Origin of the sequence: Streptomyces sp. NBC_00045 (assembly GCF_045041095.1) — a bacterium.
Classification (GTDB): Bacteria; Actinomycetota; Actinomycetes; order Streptomycetales; family Streptomycetaceae; genus Streptomyces.
The window spans coordinates 7,226,898-7,242,960 of the sequence record NZ_CP108271.1; the positions used below are offsets into that span (position 1 = coordinate 7,226,898).

The 16,063-nt window shown below is 71.7% G+C and carries 15 protein-coding genes; 6 read left to right on the forward strand and 9 right to left on the reverse strand.

Translation table 11 applies throughout. The annotated features are described in order from the left end of the window. Positions 1-14: 14 nt before the first annotated feature. The 4 genes from OHA65_RS33475 to OHA65_RS33490 form a co-directional block, all read right to left on the reverse strand. Positions 15-293, reverse strand: coding sequence for a hypothetical protein (locus tag OHA65_RS33475; protein ID WP_371645671.1), 279 nt, complete (start codon positions 291-293; stop codon positions 15-17). A gap of 77 nt (positions 294-370) precedes the next feature. Further along, positions 371-997, reverse strand: coding sequence for a CBS domain-containing protein (locus OHA65_RS33480; protein WP_327279871.1), 627 nt, complete (start codon positions 995-997; stop codon positions 371-373). A gap of 13 nt (positions 998-1,010) precedes the next feature. Then, a complete protein-coding gene (locus OHA65_RS33485; protein WP_328764522.1) occupies positions 1,011-1,616 on the reverse strand; it encodes a CBS domain-containing protein in 606 nt (201 codons plus the stop codon). 90 nt (positions 1,617-1,706) lie between these two features. Further along, a complete protein-coding gene (locus OHA65_RS33490) occupies positions 1,707-2,369 on the reverse strand; it encodes an HPP family protein (protein WP_405763094.1) in 663 nt (220 codons plus the stop codon). 276 nt (positions 2,370-2,645) lie between these two features. On the opposite strand from OHA65_RS33490, the gene OHA65_RS33495 reads away from it, so the two are divergent. From OHA65_RS33495 to OHA65_RS33510, 4 genes are all read left to right on the forward strand, one after another. Beyond that, a complete protein-coding gene (locus OHA65_RS33495; protein ID WP_327279874.1) occupies positions 2,646-3,554 on the forward strand; it encodes a universal stress protein in 909 nt (302 codons plus the stop codon). Next, complete coding sequence (locus OHA65_RS33500; protein ID WP_327279875.1) at positions 3,551-4,408, forward strand: universal stress protein; 858 nt, start codon at positions 3,551-3,553, stop codon at positions 4,406-4,408. Before OHA65_RS33495 ends, OHA65_RS33500 begins: the two co-directional genes overlap by 4 nt. 8 nt (positions 4,409-4,416) lie before the next feature. Next, positions 4,417-6,993 carry a cation-translocating P-type ATPase gene (locus OHA65_RS33505; protein ID WP_405763095.1) on the forward strand — a complete coding sequence of 859 codons (2,577 nt, stop codon included), beginning with the start codon at positions 4,417-4,419 and terminating at the stop codon, positions 6,991-6,993. A gap of 96 nt (positions 6,994-7,089) precedes the next feature. Further along, positions 7,090-8,823, forward strand: coding sequence for a GAF domain-containing protein (locus tag OHA65_RS33510; protein ID WP_371645682.1), 1,734 nt, complete (start codon positions 7,090-7,092; stop codon positions 8,821-8,823). Positions 8,824-8,867: 44 nt separating this feature from the next. On the opposite strand, the gene OHA65_RS33515 is transcribed toward OHA65_RS33510, so the two are convergent. From OHA65_RS33515 to OHA65_RS33530, 4 genes are all read right to left on the reverse strand, one after another. Beyond that, complete coding sequence (locus tag OHA65_RS33515) at positions 8,868-9,332, reverse strand: cyclic nucleotide-binding domain-containing protein (protein ID WP_405763097.1); 465 nt, start codon at positions 9,330-9,332, stop codon at positions 8,868-8,870. Positions 9,333-9,470: 138 nt separating this feature from the next. Continuing rightward, positions 9,471-10,178, reverse strand: coding sequence for a response regulator transcription factor (locus tag OHA65_RS33520; protein WP_328764527.1), 708 nt, complete (start codon positions 10,176-10,178; stop codon positions 9,471-9,473). A gap of 153 nt (positions 10,179-10,331) precedes the next feature. Further along, the gene (locus tag OHA65_RS33525; RefSeq protein ID WP_328764528.1) at positions 10,332-10,973 is read right to left on the reverse strand and encodes a CBS domain-containing protein; all 642 of its coding nucleotides are present in this window, start codon (positions 10,971-10,973) and stop codon (positions 10,332-10,334) included. Between the two features lie 171 nt (positions 10,974-11,144). Next, entirely contained in the window at positions 11,145-13,514 is a 2,370-nt protein-coding gene (locus OHA65_RS33530) for a phosphoketolase (RefSeq protein ID WP_405758143.1), read from the reverse strand. A gap of 245 nt (positions 13,515-13,759) precedes the next feature. Between OHA65_RS33530 and OHA65_RS33535 the strand changes: the two genes are divergently transcribed. After that, positions 13,760-14,635 (forward strand): universal stress protein, encoded by an 876-nt coding sequence (locus tag OHA65_RS33535; protein ID WP_405763098.1) that lies wholly within the window; start codon positions 13,760-13,762, stop codon positions 14,633-14,635. Between the two features lie 71 nt (positions 14,636-14,706). Here the strand turns inward: OHA65_RS33535 and OHA65_RS33540 are convergent, their stop codons facing one another. Beyond that, positions 14,707-15,414 (reverse strand): response regulator transcription factor, encoded by a 708-nt coding sequence (locus OHA65_RS33540; protein ID WP_327279883.1) that lies wholly within the window; start codon positions 15,412-15,414, stop codon positions 14,707-14,709. A gap of 264 nt (positions 15,415-15,678) precedes the next feature. On the opposite strand from OHA65_RS33540, the gene OHA65_RS33545 reads away from it, so the two are divergent. Further along, positions 15,679-16,005 carry an STAS domain-containing protein gene (locus OHA65_RS33545; protein ID WP_327279884.1) on the forward strand — a complete coding sequence of 109 codons (327 nt, stop codon included), beginning with the start codon at positions 15,679-15,681 and terminating at the stop codon, positions 16,003-16,005. The last annotated feature ends 58 nt before the right edge of the window (positions 16,006-16,063 follow it).

A 16,063-nucleotide genomic window follows, 5' to 3' on the forward strand; every position in this document is an offset into this window, starting at 1 on the left:
CCTGTCTGTGGGTCTCAGTCGTGTGCCACGACGGCGACCGGTGGGGTGGCGTGGTGCATCGCCGCGTGGGTGATGGGGCCGGTGCGGGGGCCGAGTGCTGAGCGGCCGGTGCGTCGTCCGACCACGACGAGTGCCGTGTCGCAGACGGGCGGGAGCGACCAGCCGCGGACGACGACGAGCGGGCAGGTCCGCCGGTCCGCGAGCGGAACGTCGAAGGGCCCGTACTGCGCCCGGTCGGCCGCGGTGCTGCCGGGGTCCGTTCCGTCCAGACCCACTGTGATCCGGTTCGACATGACGTTCCTCCGGGGCGGGATGGTCGGCTGTTCCAGACTCCGCCCATCGCGGTGTGACGGGGAGGGACCGAGTGGCCCTATCGGGGACCGAACGGCTCCCCGTGCCGTTCAGCGCTGGTGGGCCCCGCCACGGTGAGCCTGCTGTCCACGTCGATGACCCCGTCGGTGCTCTGGCAGAGGCGGACCACCACGGGCAGCAGCTCGGGCCACGGCAGGGTGCCGCTGAGCGTCACCAGGCCGTCGTCGACGTCGACAGTGATCGACGAGGGAGCGAGGCCGAGCGTCCGGGTGAGGACGTCCTCGACGATCTCTTCCTGGATGGCGCGGTCACGGCGCAGGAACAGCCCGATCAGGTCACTGCGGCTGAGCACACCGGTCACCCGGCCGTCCGTACCGATGACCGGCAGCCTCTTGACGCCGTGCCGCTGCATCAGCCGGGCCGCGCGGACGACGCTCCACTCGGGCCGGGCGGTGACGGCCGGGCTGGTCATCAGCTGTTCTGCCGTCGCGGCGCCACCAGCGGGCCGCCGACGGAGCAGGTCGGCTTCGGAGACGACGCCGACCGGGTGCCCGGCCTCGTCGACGACGGGCACGGCGGTGATGTCGAAGTCTTTCAGGAGCCGCGCGATTTCCTTGAAGGAGGTGGTGCGCCCGACCGTGACAGCGGTGGGCGTCATCAGGTCGGCGACCCTGCGATGCCTCATTGCGGCCGTCCCCTCAGGCGGGTGCGGGGACGGTGAAGTCCGCCTTCACGTCCACGACGCCGGAGACGGTCCGGACCGCGCGTACGACGGCGTCTTCCAGCGTTGGTTCGGGGAGTGAACCGTGCAGGTGGGCGACGCCGTTGGCGACGTGGACGTACACCTCGGCGGCGGACCCGCCCGGAAGCAGTTGGTACATGATCATCTCGCGGATCTCGGCTCCGATGTCCGGATCGGGGCGCAGGTAGACCTTCAGCAGGTCACCGCGACTGACAACGCCGGTCAGACGGCCGCCGGCGTCCACGACGGGAAGCCGCTTCAGATGGCTTCGAGCCATCAGCCGGGCTGCCGCCCGGATGGTGGCGTCCTTCGGCACGGTCACGGCCGGGCGGGTCATCAGCTGACCGGCGGTGGCGGCACCGGCCGTTCCGGTGTCCTGTTCCCTGAGCAGCAGGTCGGCTTCCGAGACGACACCGATCACTCGCCCCTCCTCGGACAGGACCGGCAGGGCGCTGACGCGCCACATGCGCAGCGCTCCCACGATGTCCTTGAACGCCGTCTCGCGGTCCACGGAGACCGCGGCGTGCGTCATGACGTCATCAACGGTACGCAGGTGTTGCATGGGATACCTCCGTGCGGGGGTGGCCGGCGCCCGTCACTCGTGGGCGACGACGGCCACGACAGGGCACGTACCGGTAGGCGGGTGGCATTTTCACCAGGGGAGCGGCTGGCGACCGGCGTGAGCGGCTGGGGTGTCGTCGGTCCGGGCCGTGATGCGTGATGCCACGGCGACGACCCCGTCGAGTTGTCCGACCAGGCTGACGAGCGCAGGGAGCTGACTCCGGCGCTCGACGAGGCCGTCCAGGGTGACGACGCCGTCCACCACATGGACGTCGACGTCGCCACTCGGCACACCGAGCACCTCCGTGAGGACCTCTTCGACTATGCGTCGGCGTATTTCGGCGTCGGGGCGGACGAACAGGCGCAGCAGGTCCCTGCGGGTGACGATGCCGACCAGCCGGTCCTCCTCGTCCACGACGGGCAGCCGCTCGATGGCCCGGCGGGTCAACAGCCGGGCGGCGTCGGCGGCCGTCTCTTCGGCGTGGATGGTGACTGCCGGGGCGGACATGACGTCGCCCGCAGTGGGTGGTCCTGCGGGCGCGCTGCTCTGCCGGGGTGGTCGGGCGGCCGTCCCTGCGTGGGCCAGGAGGTCCGTCTGGGAGACGACGCCCACCACACGGTCCTCGTCGTCCAGGACGGGAAGGCCGGAGACGTCGTACTGGGCGAGGAGTTTCGCGACCTCCTTGAACGCCGTGTCAGGGGCCACGGAGACGACCTCGTCGGTCATCAGGTCGGCCACGTTGAGGTGCTTCATGCCGTCCTCCTGCTCCTCCGCGTCATGCGAGGTATCGGTCGGTGTCGGGTGTGCCACCACCATCCGTCGGGGCCTGCCGCCGAGCGAGGGCCGAACGGCCCCGTCCGGGGACCGTACGGGCCATGAGGGTCGGGTGGGACGGGACGGCCGGGTGGGGGCGGTGGCCCGGATGGGGACCTTTGGTCCCGTTCCTGGTCCCGGGAGGCCCTCTCCCCGGGGCGTTGTCAGTGGCAGCGTGAGCGGTGTCCCTCATCGGCTTCTCGGTTGGGAGGAATCGTGGAAAGCACCTTCCGTACCCCGGACACCAGCTCCGTGGTCGTGGGCGTGGACGGCTCGGACGCGGCCCGTGCCGCCGCCTCGTGGGCAGCGGGGGAAGCCGTACGCCGCGACCGTCCTCTGCACGTCGTGTACGGCGCCGACACCGACGGCAGGGCGCTCTACCTGTCGGCGGAGACCATCGAACGGGTGCGCGCCAACGGCCGCCAACTCCTGGACGACACGGAGAAGGCTGTGACGGACCAGTACCCCGGTCTGCGCGTGACCACCGAATTCAGCCGGGCGGACGCTGTGACCAGCCTGCACCGGGCCGGTGCCCTGCACGGCACGATCGTGGTGGGCAGCCGTGGCCTGGGCGGATTCACCTCCCTCGTGCTCGGCTCGATCGGCCTGGACGTCGCGGCCTCCGCCACGACCCCCGTCATCGTCGTGCGCGGCACTGACGGGGCGGAGGAGACCGGAACGGTACTCGTCGCCGTCCGTGACGAGTACGACCTCCTGTACGCGAGGTACGCCGCGCGCGAAGCCGAACTGCGCAAGGGGAAGCTCCGCCTCCTGCACGTGTGGAACGTGCTGCAGTCCGTCGGCGAGGTAGTCAGCATGCTCGACGGCGTCGGTGAGATCGCAGGCGTGCACGAAGAAGCCCTGCGGGCCGTCACGGACGCGGTCCGCGACGAGTTTCCCGAGCTCGAAGTATGGGCCGATGCCGAGAAGAGCGTCTCCGTGGCCGGCGTGCTGGTGGAGGCTTCCCGCCACGCCGACCTGCTCGTCATGGGCGGACGCCGTGTCCCCGGGGCCCTGGGAATCGCCCGCAACCTGGGCAGGGCGACGCACAGTGTGCTGCACTACGCGCACTGCCCCGTCCTCCTCATCCCGCGGACCGGAAGCGACTTCGGGAGCGGGTCATGACCGGCCACCGCGGCCGCGACATCGTCGTCGGGATCGACCCCGGAAGGGACTGGCACCTGCCGTTGGCCTGGGCCGCGGACGAGGGCCAGCGCCGACGGCTCCCCGTGCGTCTGGTCCTCGCGGTCCCGCCCGAGCACGACACCCATCACGTCAACGGCACTCCCGGCCAGACGACCTCGCGACGGGCCGGAGCCGACCGACTCGAACAGGCCTGCGACTGGGTGCGCGACAGGCACCCCGAGGTCGAGGTCACCGGCGATCTGCTGAACGGGTTCCCCGCCCCCGCACTGGGCGGCGCGGCGGGGGAAGCCCACATGATCGTCCTCGGCTCGCGGCACCTGAGCCGCACCGCCGAGTTCTTCAGCGCCGGATCCATCGTGGTGCCCGTCAGCGCCCAGGCCCGCTGCCCCGTCGTCGTCGTGGGCGACGCCGAACACATCAGCCAGCAGCCGCCGTACGTCGTCGTGGGCATCGACGGCAGCGCGTCCGCCGCAGCCGCGCTGACCTTCGCCTACGATGCGGCCGACCTGCGCGGAGCCGCCCTACGGGTCGTCTGCGTGTGGCAGCCGCCGGTGTTCATGCTGGACGATGAGGAGGTGGCTCTGCGGGCCCAGCGCACCCTGCTCTCCGAGGCCACTGCCGGGCTTTCGGACAAGTACCCGGACGTGCACGTCACCCACGAGGTCATGACGGGCCACCCGGTCGAGGAACTGGCGCGGGCGGCCGAGCACGCCCTGGCCGTCGTCGTGGGCCGCCGCGGCCGCGGCGGGTACACCGGCATGCGGCTCGGTTCCGTCGTCCACGGACTCCTGCACCGCGCGCACTGCCCGGTGATCACCGTACCGGCGGAGTGAAGGCCGCCATGACCGGTCGTACGACCGACATGACCCCTGTCGGTTCCCCGGCGGGGACGGGGCTGACGGAGGCCGAAGCCGTACGTCGGCTGGCCCGGTACGGCCGGAACGAGGTGGCGCCGCCACGGTCCACCCCTCTCTACGCGCGGGTGATCGCTCAGCTGCGCGATCCGCTGATCATGGTGCTCCTGGGAGCCATGCTGCTGACCATCGCCATCGGGGACCACCCGGATGCCGTCGTCATCGCTCTGGTGGTCGTCTTCAACACCGCCGTGGGAGTGGCGCAGGAAGTCCGCGCGGACCGCGCCGTTGCCGCCCTCTCCACGCTCTCGGCCCCGCACGCCAGGGTGCTGCGCGAGGCCACCCCGCACGAGGTGCCGGCGGCGCTGGTCGTCCCGGGCGACACCCTGCTGCTGGGGGAGGGGGACGTCGTCGCCGCGGACGCCGACCTCACGGAGGCGTCCGCACTCCTGGTGGACGAGTCCATGCTCACGGGCGAATCCGAACCCGTGGACAAGAAGGTCAACGACACGATCAGCGCCGGCACCGTCGTCGTGCGTGGCCGAGGGGCGGCCACCGCGACCGCCACCGGATCCGCGAGTGCGCTCGGTCGGATCGCGGCGCTGCTCGGTGAGGGCCGCGAACTCACCCCGCTCCAGCGCCGCCTCGCCTCGTTGGGGCGGATCCTCGCGGGCGTCACCCTCGCCCTGTGCGTGCTGTTCTTCGCGCTGGGCCTGGTACGCGGCCTGCCGGTGAGCACGATGGCGGTGACCGCCATCAGCCTGGCCGTCGCCGCGGTGCCGGAGTCCCTCCCGGCCGTGGTCACCCTCGCCCTCGCTCTCGGTGCACGCAGGATGGCGGCCCGCAACGCTCTGGTCCGCCGCCTGCCGGCGGTCGAAACCCTGGGCTCCGTGAGCGTCCTGGCCACGGACAAGACCGGCACCCTCACCGAGGGCCGCATGGTCGTCCAGCAGCTGTGGTCGCCGTCCGGCGCCGCGGACGTGTCCGGCAGCGGCTACGAGCCGCGGGGAGAGCTGACCCGTGCGGGCCAACCCCTGGCACCTGAGCAGCTCCGCCCGCTACGGGAGCTCCTCACGGCGGCTGCCCTGTGCAACGACTCGGGCCTGCGACCACCCCGTGAAGGCTCGGACACGTGGACGGCCGTGGGCGACCCCATGGAGGCCGCGCTGCTGGCAGCCGCCGCCAAAGCAGGTTGCCCGGACCAGGCCACGCTGCACCGAGACTGCCCCCGCATCTCGGAGGCGCCCTTCGACAGCCTGCGCAAGCGGATGACCACCCTGCACCACCTTCCCGACGGGAACGTCCTCGTGTGCCTCAAGGGGGCGCCGGAAGCAGTCCTGACCGACACGGTGCTCGCCGAGCCGCCGGACCTACTGGACCGAGCCCACCGCGAGGCTTCTCTCCTGGCCGCGCGGGGGTTCCGCGTCCTGGCCGTGGCAGGCTCCGAACGGCTGGTGTGGGACCTGTCCGCCGCCGAGGCCGAGCAGGGACTGGACCTCCTCGGCCTCGTCGCGATCAGCGACCCCCCGAAGGCGTCGGCAGCCGCGACCTTGGAAGCCTGCCGCGCCGCGGGCATCACCCCCGTCCTCATCACCGGGGACCACCCGGCGACAGCCCACGCCATCGCCGTACGCACCGGTCTCGTGGAGGACGGGCCTGCCGGGGAGGTGATCACCGGGTCCGAAATGGGCGCGGCCCCGGACACCGACCTGACCGGTGTCCGGGTCTTCGCCCGCACCGATCCGCAGCAGAAGTTGGACATCGTCCACGCCTGGCGTGACCGCGGCGCGGTCACGGCGATGACCGGAGACGGCGTCAACGACGGCCCCGCCCTGCGCCAGGCGGACATCGGCGTGGCCATGGGCGCCCGCGGCAGCGAAGTGGCCCGCCAGGCCGCGGACCTGGTGCTCACCGACGACGAGCTCTCCACCGTGGTCACCGCCGTCGAGGAAGGCCGCCGCGTCTACGACAACATCCGGCGTTTCCTCGTCTACGCCATGGCCGGCGGGACCGCCGAGATCCTGGTGATGTTGGCAGGCCCCCTCCTCGGCCTGTCCCTGCCCCTGCGAGCAGGTCAGATCCTGTGGATCAACCTCCTCACGCACGGTCTGACGGGCGTGGCCATGGGCGCGGAACCCGTCAACCCGCAGGCCATGCACCGCCCGCCCCGGCCTCCTGGGCAGCACATCCTGGCCGCGGGCGTGTGGCAGCGCCTCCTCGTTCTCGCAGCGGCGGTGACGGCGTTCAGCCTGGCAGCCGGCCTGGCCGCGCGTGCGATGGACCTGCCCTGGCAGAGCGTGCTGTTCCTGGCTCTGCTCGCGGCACAGCTCGGCGTGGCTCTGGGTCTGCGAGCACGGCTGCTCACCGCGCAGAACCTGTTCCTTCCCGCCTCCGTGGCAGCCTCCGCCCTGCTGGCGATGGCCGCCCTCTACCTTCCCGCGCTGCAGTCGCTCCTGGCCACCGAACCCGTCGGCTGGTCCGGCGCGGGCCTCGCCGTCACGGCCGGCCTCGCGGCGTTGATCACGGCCCGGTTCCTGAGGGGCGCATTCCACGGAAAGGCGTGATCATGGAGTAGCGCCCCCCGGGCGGGAAATCCGCTCGTGCCGGGACTACGGTGAAGGAGGTGGCCCTCCACGCCTGCTGTCGGCCGGAGGTATGACATGTGCGCAGACGGCCGACCCGCTCAGGGGGGCATGCCGCGGCTGCGGCTGGACGAGCTGCTCGACGAGCTCCAGGTGCGCATCGATGAGGTCAGAGGTACCAGGGACCGACTGAACGGACTGCTCGAAGCCGTCATGTCGGTCGGCCGCGAGCTGGACCTGCCCCAGGTCCTGCGCCGCATCGTCGAGGCCGCCGTCGTCCTCGTGGACGCCGAATACGGCGCACTCGGCGTCATCGGCGACGACCACAAGCTGGCCGAGTTCCTGCCCGTCGGCATCACGGACGACCTCCGTGCGCAGATCGGTGACCTGCCCTCCGGCCACGGCATCCTCGGTGAACTGATCCGCCACCCGGAACCCCTGCGGCTGTCGGAGCTGTCCGAACATCCTGCCTCGTACGGCTTCCCGGCCCACCACCCGCCGATGCACTCCTTCCTCGGCGTCCCCATCCGGGTGCGTGAAGACGTCTTCGGCAACCTCTACCTCACGGAGAAGCGCGGCGGAGCCGAGTTCGACGCCGAGGACGAAGCGGTCCTGTCCACCCTCGCCATCGCCGCCGGCATCGCCATCGAGAACGCCCGCCTCTTCGAGGAGGTCCGCCTGCGCGAGCGCTGGCTGGAGGCCAGCTCGGACATCACCAGCTCCCTCCTCTCCGGGGCCCCCGAGGACGAGGTCCTCGCGGGCATGGTGGAGCGCGCCAAGGACATCACCAGCGCCGACATCGGAGTCTTCTACCGCGTCGGCCCTGCCGGAGAGCTGCGCGGATCCATCGCCCTGGGGTACGCCGCAGAGGCCCACCGGGGCATCGTCCTGCCCAGCACCACCGGCACCCTGGCCGAGGCCGCTCTGGCGCGGGACGGGCTGGTCGTGGTCACGGACGTGGAGAGCGACCCGCGCGTCACCGTCCTCCAGCCGGAACGTTGGACGGGTTTCGGGCCGGCCGTGGCCGTGACCGTCGGCACCAAGGACAGACTCAGCGGCATCCTGATGCTGGCCCGGCGCCACGGCCGCGGCGTCTTCGCCACGGCTGAGGTCGCTTCCCTGCCCGGGTTCGCCAATCAGGCCGCTCTGGCGCTCGAACTGGGCGAGCGGCGCCGCGACGCCGAGCAGGTGGTCATGCTCGAAGACCACGACCGCATCGCCCGCGACCTCCACGACCTGGCCATCCAGCGTCTCTTCGCCACCGGCATGACCCTGCAGAGCGCCCAGCGGTTCGTGGACCATCCCGAGGCGACCGATCGCCTCGCCCGCGCCGTGGACGACCTCGACGCCACTATCAAGATCATCCGCTCCACCATCTTCGGGCTCCGCGACCGTGACGCCGTGGGGCGGGCACCCAAGCTGCGCTCCCGCACCGTCCAGGCCGTGGACGCCGCCGCTGAGGGCCTCGGGTTCGCTCCGGCTTTGCGGATGGAGGGGCTGATCGACACGGACGTCCCGGCCGCCGTCGCCGACGAAGTCCTCGCCGTACTCGGGGAGGCCCTCACCAACGTCGCCCGGCACGCCAAGGCCACGCGTGCGGAGGCGTCGATCGTCGCGGAGGGCGGCGTCGTCACGGTGACGGTGACGGACAACGGAGTGGGCCTGCCCGAGGGAGGCCGACGGGGCGGGCTGCGCAATCTCACCGAACGCGCCGAAAGGCTCGGCGGCCGCATGGAAGTCACCTCGCGAGGAGCGGACGAGCGGGGCACGCGTCTTCAGTGGTGGGTGCCGCTCGCCTCACCACCGCCGTGACCCCTGCCGTCGGCGGCGGCGACGGCCGTGCCTGACGCGCTCGGTCACAAGTAGCTGCCGCTGCCGTAGGGCGCGTACAGGTCGAGCAGGCGGACCCGAGCGGCCTGCAGCCGATGGGCGAGGACCGTCCCGACCCAGTGGCCGAGGGCCGAGCCGAACGCGGTGTCGGCACCGACCAGTGCGCGGACGCGCGCCGCGTCGAACTCGTAGGCGCGGACGGGCGTCATGGCCTCGGCCCCCAGGCGCCAGGTGTACGGCTCGAACAGCCAAGAGCAGCCGACCAGCTCGCCGGCCCCGAGGGTCTCGATGACGGCCGCGCGCCTGCCCGGCACATGAACGTCAAGGGTCACCGTGCCGGACCGGACGATCCAGAACCGGTCCGCCCGGCCGCCCTCGCGGAAGAGACGGGTCCCCTCGTCGAAGTTGGTCTCGCGGGCCAGCTCCATCAGACGGGTGCGGCAGTCGGCGGGCAGCGCCGCATTGAATCGGATGGGAGACGTGGTGCTCATGAACGGCCTCCTAGTTGAGTTCCGCATCCAGTCTCGGCGTGCCACCCGGCCCTGCCATGGGCCCTATGGGCCTGGGCGGGGGGCCGAACGGCCCAACTCCGGACCGGTCACGTGGTCGGTGCACCGCGTACGCAGCCGCTAGTGCTTCGACGGCGCCTCACCACCGCGCCCTTGGTCGTGGACCTGAGCTGCGATGACGGCTGCCTGCACCCGCCGTTCGACTCCCAGCTTGCCCAGCAGTCGTGAAATGTGGTTCTTGACGGTCTTCTCCGAGAGGTAGAGCTGCTTGGCGATCTGCCGGTTGGTGAGGCCGTCACCGATCAGTCCGAGGACGGCGCGCTCCCGCTCGGAGAGGGCGGCCAGGCGGGCGTCCTCGGGCGCCTTGGCGGCATCCGGGTCGCGCAGCGAGTGCATCAGACGGGCGGTCGTCGCGGGGTCGAGCATGGACTGCCCGGTGGCGACCGTGCGAATGGCGGAGACCAGGTCGGTCCCCTGGATCTGCTTCAGCACGTACCCGGCCGCCCCTGCCATGATCGCGTCCAGCAGGGCGTCCTCGTCATCGAAGGACGTCAGCATCAGGCAGGCCAGGCCGGGCATCCGGGAGCGCAGCTCCCGGCACACCGTGATTCCGTCGCCGTCGGGCAGCCGGACGTCGAGGACGGCGACGTCGGGGCGTAGCGCCGGACCGCGCGCCAGCGCCTGGTCCGCCGTGCCCGCCTCACCCACGACGGTGATGTCCGCCTCGGCGTCGAGCAGGTCCCGCAGCCCCCGCCTGACCACCTCGTGATCGTCGAGCAGGAACACCTTGATGGGCGCCTCGGCGGAGGCGCTCGGTACGTCGGACATGTTCGCCGCCTGATCCGGAACGTCGCGTGCGCATGCTTCCATCCGAATTGTCCCAGGAGGGGTGTCATGCGCACCCGCTGAGCCGAGGCGTGTGGCCCGGTCGGCCGCAGGCGGCAGCCACGGCGTCGACGCACGTCATCGGCAGGGTGAGGGTCATGCGGTGGCCGGGACGGCCCCGTCGAGCTCCATCCGGACGTCGACGACGCCCTCGACGGCGCGGATCGCCCGGGCCAGAAGGGGAACCAGAGCCCGGTCGTGCAGGGGTCCCCGGAGGGCGACGACCCCGTCCTGTACGGAGAAGCCCAAGGTCATGGCCGGCGTGAGTTCGGCGAGCACGGCGCGGACCTCCTCCTCCAGCTCCTCGTCGGGCCGGAGGAAGACCTTGAGCAGGTCGCTGCGGCTGACGACGCCCTCCAGCATGCCGACGTCGTTCACCACGGGGAGCCGCTTGACGCCCTTGCGGGCCATGATGCGGGCTGCCTCGGCAGTAGTGGCGTCCGGATGGACGGTGACCGCCGGGCTCGTCATGAGTTCCTCGGCGAGCACCCCATCGGCTTTGGAGGCAGCCTCCAGCTGGTCCGGCAGGACGGGCTCCTCGCGGCGGAACTCCTCCTTGGGCAGGAGGTCCGCTTCGGAGACGACGCCGACCACACGGCCCTCTCCTTCGAGGACGGGGAGAGCACTGACCTTCCATTCGTGCATCAGCTCGACGATCTCCTTGTAGGACGCCTCACGGCCGATGGCAATGGCGGTGTGGGTCATGACGTCACTGACGGTGTAGCGCGATGCGGGCATGACCGGCTCCTTCGCCGTGGTCTGTTGTCGCCGTGGAACGAGCCCGGCGCAGGTCGGGTCGGACGCTTTCAGTCTTCGCACTCGGGCATCCGCGTCGGCAGGGCCCTGTGGGCCAAGGCGGGGGCCGATCGGCCCCCGGGCCGGCAGGGGGCGGTGGCTTCGACGGGGTGCTCAGCAGGGCCAGGACCAGTCCGTGACCTCCGGAAGGTCGGTGCCGTGTTCGCGGATCCAGTCGTGGTGGCGGATGCGCTGGTCGGCCATGGTCCGGCGCAGTTCCTCGGTGCGGCCCGCGAGGTCGGGGACGCGGTCGATGACGTCCATGACCAGCCGGTAGCGGTCCATGTCGTTGCGGACCACCATGTCGAACGGGGTCGTGGTCGTGCCGGACTCCTTGTATCCGCGCACGTGCAGCTGGGAGTGGCCGGTACGACGGTAGGCGAGGCGGTGGATGAGCCACGGATAGCCGTGGTAGGCGAAGATCACCGGCTTGTCGGTGGTGAAGAGGGCGTCGTACTCGGTGTCCGTCATGCCGTGCGGATGTTCTTCGTGGGGCATCAGCCGGGCGATGTCGACGACGTTGACGACGCGGACGGCCAGCGAGGGCAGGTGTTCGCGGAGCAGGGCCGCGGCGGCCAGCACCTCCATGGTGGGCACGTCGCCGGCGCAGGCGAGGACGACGTCCGGTGCGCGGGAGCCGTCCTCGGTGCCGGCCCATTCCCAGACGCCCGCGCCGCGCGCCACGTGCGCGCGGGCCTCGTCGATCGCCAGCCAGTCGAAGCAGGGCTGCTTGCCGGCGACGATCACGTTGACCCGGTCGCGGCTGCGCAGCGCGTGGTCGGCCACGACGAGGAGGGTGTTGGCGTCCGGCGGCAGGTAGACCCGCACGACCTCGGGGCTCTTGTTGAGCACGTGGTCGACGAATCCGGGGTCCTGGTGCGAGAAGCCGTTGTTGTCCTGACGCCAGACGTGCGAGGTGAGCAGGTAGTTGAGCGAGGCGATCGGTGCCCGCCAGGACAGTTCGCGCGAGGCCTTCAGCCACTTGACGTGCTGGCCGACCATGGAGTCGACGATGTGGGCGAAGGCCTCGTAGGTGGAGAACAGGCCGTGGCGGCCGGTGAGGAGGTAGCCCTCCAGCCAGCCCTGGCAGACGTGTTCGGAGAGGATCTCCATCACCCGGCCGTCCCGGGACAGGTTCCGATCCGTGGCCTCCGTGATGCCCTGCCAGGCCTTGCCGGTGGCTTCGTACAGGTCGTCCAGGCGGTTCGAGGCGGTCTCGTCGGGCCCGACGACCCTGAAGTCCCTGCGTCCGGCGGTGTCCTGCATGACCTGGGTGAGGAAGTGCCCGAGGACGCGGGTCGGTTCGTGCAGGGTGCGGCCCGGTTTTTCGACGGGGACGGCGTGCGCGTCGAGCACGGGCAGCGGGAGCGGTCGCAGCAGCCGGCCGCCGTTCGCGTACGGTACGGCGCCCAGGCGGCGGCCGCCCTCCGGGACGCAGGCCAGGACCTGCGCCACCGGACGGCCGTCGGCGTCGAAGAGCTCCTGCGGCCGGTACGAGCGCAACCAGTCCTCCAGTTGCCTCAGGTGCGCGGGGTTCTCGCGTACCCCGGCGAGCGGGACCTGGTGGGAGCGCCACGTGCCCTCGACCGGGTCGCCGTCGACGCTCGCGGGTCCCGTCCAGCCCTTCGGCGTGCGCAGCACGATCATCGGCCAGCGCGGGTACTCCCCACCCGGGTCGGTACCCGCCGCCCGTGCCTCTCGCTGGATGTCCGCGATGCGGTCCAGGGCCTGGTCCATCGCCCGGGCCATGGCCTGGTGCACCAGGGCGGGGTCGCTGCCGGTCACGTACAGCGGCTCGTGGCCGTAGCCGCGCAGCAGCGCGTCGAGCTCGGACTCGGGGATCCGGGACAGCACCGTCGGGTTGGCGATCTTGTATCCGTTGAGGTGCAGGATCGGCAGGACCGCGCCGTCGTGGACCGGGTCGAGGAACTTGTTCGCGTGCCAGGACGCGGCCAGCGGCCCGGTTTCGGCCTCGCCGTCACCGATGACGCAGGCGACCAGCAGGCCGGGATGGTCGAAGGCGGCTCCATAGGCGTGGGCGAGGGCGTACCCGAGCTCCCCGCCCTCGTGGATGGAACCGGGTGTCTGCGGCGCCACGTGGCTGGGCACGCCGCCGGGGAAGGAGAACTGCCGGAACAGCTTGGCCATGCCGCCCGCGTCGCGCGTCACGTCCGGGTAGGTCTCGCCGTACGTCCCCTCAAGCCAGGAGTTGGCCAGGACGGCGGGGCCGCCGTGCCCGGGACCCCAGACGCACAGGGCCTCCAGCGAACGCTCCTTGATCACGCGGTTGAGGTGGGTGTGCACCAGGTTCAGGCCGGGGGAGGTGCCCCAGTGGCCGAGCAGCCGCGGCTTGATGTGCTCCGGCCTGAGCGGTTCGGCCAGCAGGGGATTGTCCATGAGGTAGATCTGCCCGACGGCCAGGTAGTTGGCGGCGCGCCAGTGGGCGTCCAGCTCCGAGATCGAGTGCGCGGTCAACGCGGTCATGTCCGCTCCTGAGGGTGAGGGCCAGGGACGTTCGTCGACTGAGCCGATGCCGACACCGTGCGCCCTGCCGGAGCACGCCCGGCAGGGGAGGACCGGCCCTCAGCGAGGGACCGTTGGCCCTTCTCCGCCCCTGCCCGGGGCGGGGAGGGTGAATCCCGGTGGCGCCCGGTCCTTCCCCCGGCCGGCGCCACCCGTCCCGGCCACAGACCCCGATGCCCCCGCGCATCAGTACGGAGGACAGACCCGTGAAGCGCACCCTCGTCGTCGGCGTGGACGGCTCCCCCGAAAGCCGGGCCGCAGCCGACTGGGCGGCTCAGGAAGCCGCACGCCGGGACATGCACGTGCACGTGGTCCACGCCTGGCCGTGGCAGCCGCTCGCCGTTCCGTTCGTCCAGGACCGCGACGTCGAGGCCCGCCGCGCCCAGGAGATCCTGGAAGAGTCGGAGGCGGAGCTCCGCCGCCGCCACCCGCGGCTCTCACTCACCGCGGAAGTGGTCCCGGACGGCCCCGTGCCGGCCCTGCTGCGCGCCGCCAAGGACGCGGAGATGCTGGTGCTCGGCACCCGTGGACACGGCGCCCTGGCCGGCTTCCTGCTGGGCTCCTACGGGCAGCAGCTGATCGCCGCCGCCGAGTGCCCCGTCGTCTCCGTCCGCGCCCGGCACGGCATGCCGGTGCCCGGGTCCGCCGAGGGCGAGGTGGTCGTCGGCCAGCAGGGCGGCGTGGAGGAATCCGCCGACGTACTGCGCTTCGCCTTCGAGACGGCCGCAGCACGCAGGGCGCCCCTGCGCGCGGTACGGGCTTGGAGCCTGCCCCCGGTCTACGGCTACAGCCCCGGCTCGATGTGGATCGCCGACCAGCTCGGCGGGCTGGAACCGTACGAGAAGGCCGCGTTGGAGCAGGCGCTGGAGCCGTGGCGGACGAGGCACCCCGAGGTGGACGTCGTCGCGCACGTGGAGCAGGGCAGCGCCGGGCACGTGCTGCTGTCCGTCGCATCGGACGCCCAGTTGCTCGTCGTCGGCCGGCAGATCCGGGAGTCGACGCCGGGCGCACGTACCGGATCGGTGGCCCATGCCGTCCTCCACCACTCGACCTGTCCCGTCGCCGTCGTGCCGCACCACTGAAGCGCCGACACGCCCCGGACCGGCCGGGCGCACATCACCCGGCCGGCCCGGCCCGCCCGAGCGGACGCGCCCTACTCCGCAGCGGGGGCCGGGCGCCGGCCGGGCGGGGTCAGGGCGTGGCTGGCGATCACGGCGGCCTGCACGCGCCGCTCCACCCCGAGCTTGATGAACAGCCGAGAGATGATGTTCTTCACGGTCTTCTCCGCGAGGTACAGCCGCTTGCCGATCTCCCGGTTGGTGAGCCCCTCGCTGACCATGACGAGGATCTCCTTCTCGCGGTCCGTGAAGCCGGGAAGCCCCGGCACCTGCTCCTCCTGGGGCACGTCGCCGCGCATCCGGGCCATCAGCCGCGTGGTGGCGCCGGGGTCGAGCATCGACTGGCCGGAGGCCACCGTCCGTACGGCGGTCACCAGGTCGGTGCCGGTGATCTGCTTCAGGACGTAGCCGGCGGCCCCCGCCATCACGGCGTCCAGCAGAGCCTCTTCGTCGTCGAACGACGTGAGCATCAGGCAGGCCAGCTCGGGCATGCGTGAGCGCAGCTCCCGGCACACGCTCACGCCGTCACCGTCCTGGAGCCGTACGTCCAGGATCGCCACCCGGGGACGCAGCGCCGGAATGCGGATCAGGGCCTGTTCCGCCGTGCCCGCTTCACCCACCACGGTCAGGTCCGGCTCGGCGTCCAGCAGGTCGTGCACTCCCCTTCGCACGACCTCGTGGTCGTCGAGCAGGAAGACGCTGATGGGGTTCGTCGCGGGGGAGGGGGCACTGCTGCCGGTCATCACGCAACTCCTTCGCCTGGGTTCGTCCCTGGACGCACGAACACCGGCATCTTGCCCGCCGGACGGGCCGAACGGACAGGGCCGATCGGCCCTCATCGCCGGCGGCTCCGGGCGACAGGGCCCGGCAGGCCCTCCGGAAAGGGACCTTCGGCCCTGTCCACAGGGCCTGCCGGGCCCTTCCCGGGAGCGCGCGGCGCCGGATGAACTGAGGGTGCACGGGGAACGGCGCGACTCCGCGGAGCCGCACGCAGCGCGGAGGACGCCATGACGACCGCTTTGATCGACCTGAAGACCGTGGCCCGGGACGACCGTGGTCTGAGGATCGCCCTGGCAGGAGAGCTCGACTGCTACACGGCCGGGCAAGTGGCACCACGCCTGCGCGAACTCGCCGGATCCGGCCACCGGAGCATCGTCCTGGACCTGCGCAGCCTCTCCTTCTGCGACAGCGCGGGCATCGACCTCCTCACCCGTCTCGACCGCCACTGTCGTGCGGCGGGAACGCGGCTCTTCCTGTGCGACGTGCCACCCCTGGTGGTCAAGTCCATGCGGGTGCTCGCTGCCGACAGAGACCTGAGATTCGTCGTCTCGTGAGTGCGGCGCAGTGCGGGTCCGGGGCGCAGAAGGGACCGTTCGGCCCTGGTCCCACCGG

What these genes read in the sequence shown, in the direction of transcription:
- OHA65_RS33475 (WP_371645671.1), bottom strand. Translation starts at nt 293, where the DNA reads ATGTCGAACCGGATCACAGTGGGTCTGGACGGAACGGACCCCGGCAGC.
- OHA65_RS33480 (WP_327279871.1), bottom strand. Translation starts at nt 997, where the DNA reads ATGAGGCATCGCAGGGTCGCCGACCTGATGACGCCCACCGCTGTCACG.
- OHA65_RS33485 (WP_328764522.1), bottom strand. Translation starts at nt 1,616, where the DNA reads ATGCAACACCTGCGTACCGTTGATGACGTCATGACGCACGCCGCGGTC.
- OHA65_RS33490 (WP_405763094.1), bottom strand. Translation starts at nt 2,369, where the DNA reads ATGAAGCACCTCAACGTGGCCGACCTGATGACCGACGAGGTCGTCTCC.
- OHA65_RS33500 (WP_327279875.1), top strand. Translation starts at nt 3,551, where the DNA reads ATGACCGGCCACCGCGGCCGCGACATCGTCGTCGGGATCGACCCCGGA.
- OHA65_RS33505 (WP_405763095.1), top strand. Translation starts at nt 4,417, where the DNA reads ATGACCGGTCGTACGACCGACATGACCCCTGTCGGTTCCCCGGCGGGG.
- OHA65_RS33510 (WP_371645682.1), top strand. Translation starts at nt 7,090, where the DNA reads ATGTGCGCAGACGGCCGACCCGCTCAGGGGGGCATGCCGCGGCTGCGG.
- OHA65_RS33515 (WP_405763097.1), bottom strand. Translation starts at nt 9,332, where the DNA reads ATGAGCACCACGTCTCCCATCCGATTCAATGCGGCGCTGCCCGCCGAC.
- OHA65_RS33520 (WP_328764527.1), bottom strand. Translation starts at nt 10,178, where the DNA reads ATGTCCGACGTACCGAGCGCCTCCGCCGAGGCGCCCATCAAGGTGTTC.
- OHA65_RS33525 (WP_328764528.1), bottom strand. Translation starts at nt 10,973, where the DNA reads ATGCCCGCATCGCGCTACACCGTCAGTGACGTCATGACCCACACCGCC.
- OHA65_RS33530 (WP_405758143.1), bottom strand. Translation starts at nt 13,514, where the DNA reads ATGACCGCGTTGACCGCGCACTCGATCTCGGAGCTGGACGCCCACTGG.
- OHA65_RS33540 (WP_327279883.1), bottom strand. Translation starts at nt 15,414, where the DNA reads ATGACCGGCAGCAGTGCCCCCTCCCCCGCGACGAACCCCATCAGCGTC.
- OHA65_RS33545 (WP_327279884.1), top strand. Translation starts at nt 15,679, where the DNA reads ATGACGACCGCTTTGATCGACCTGAAGACCGTGGCCCGGGACGACCGT.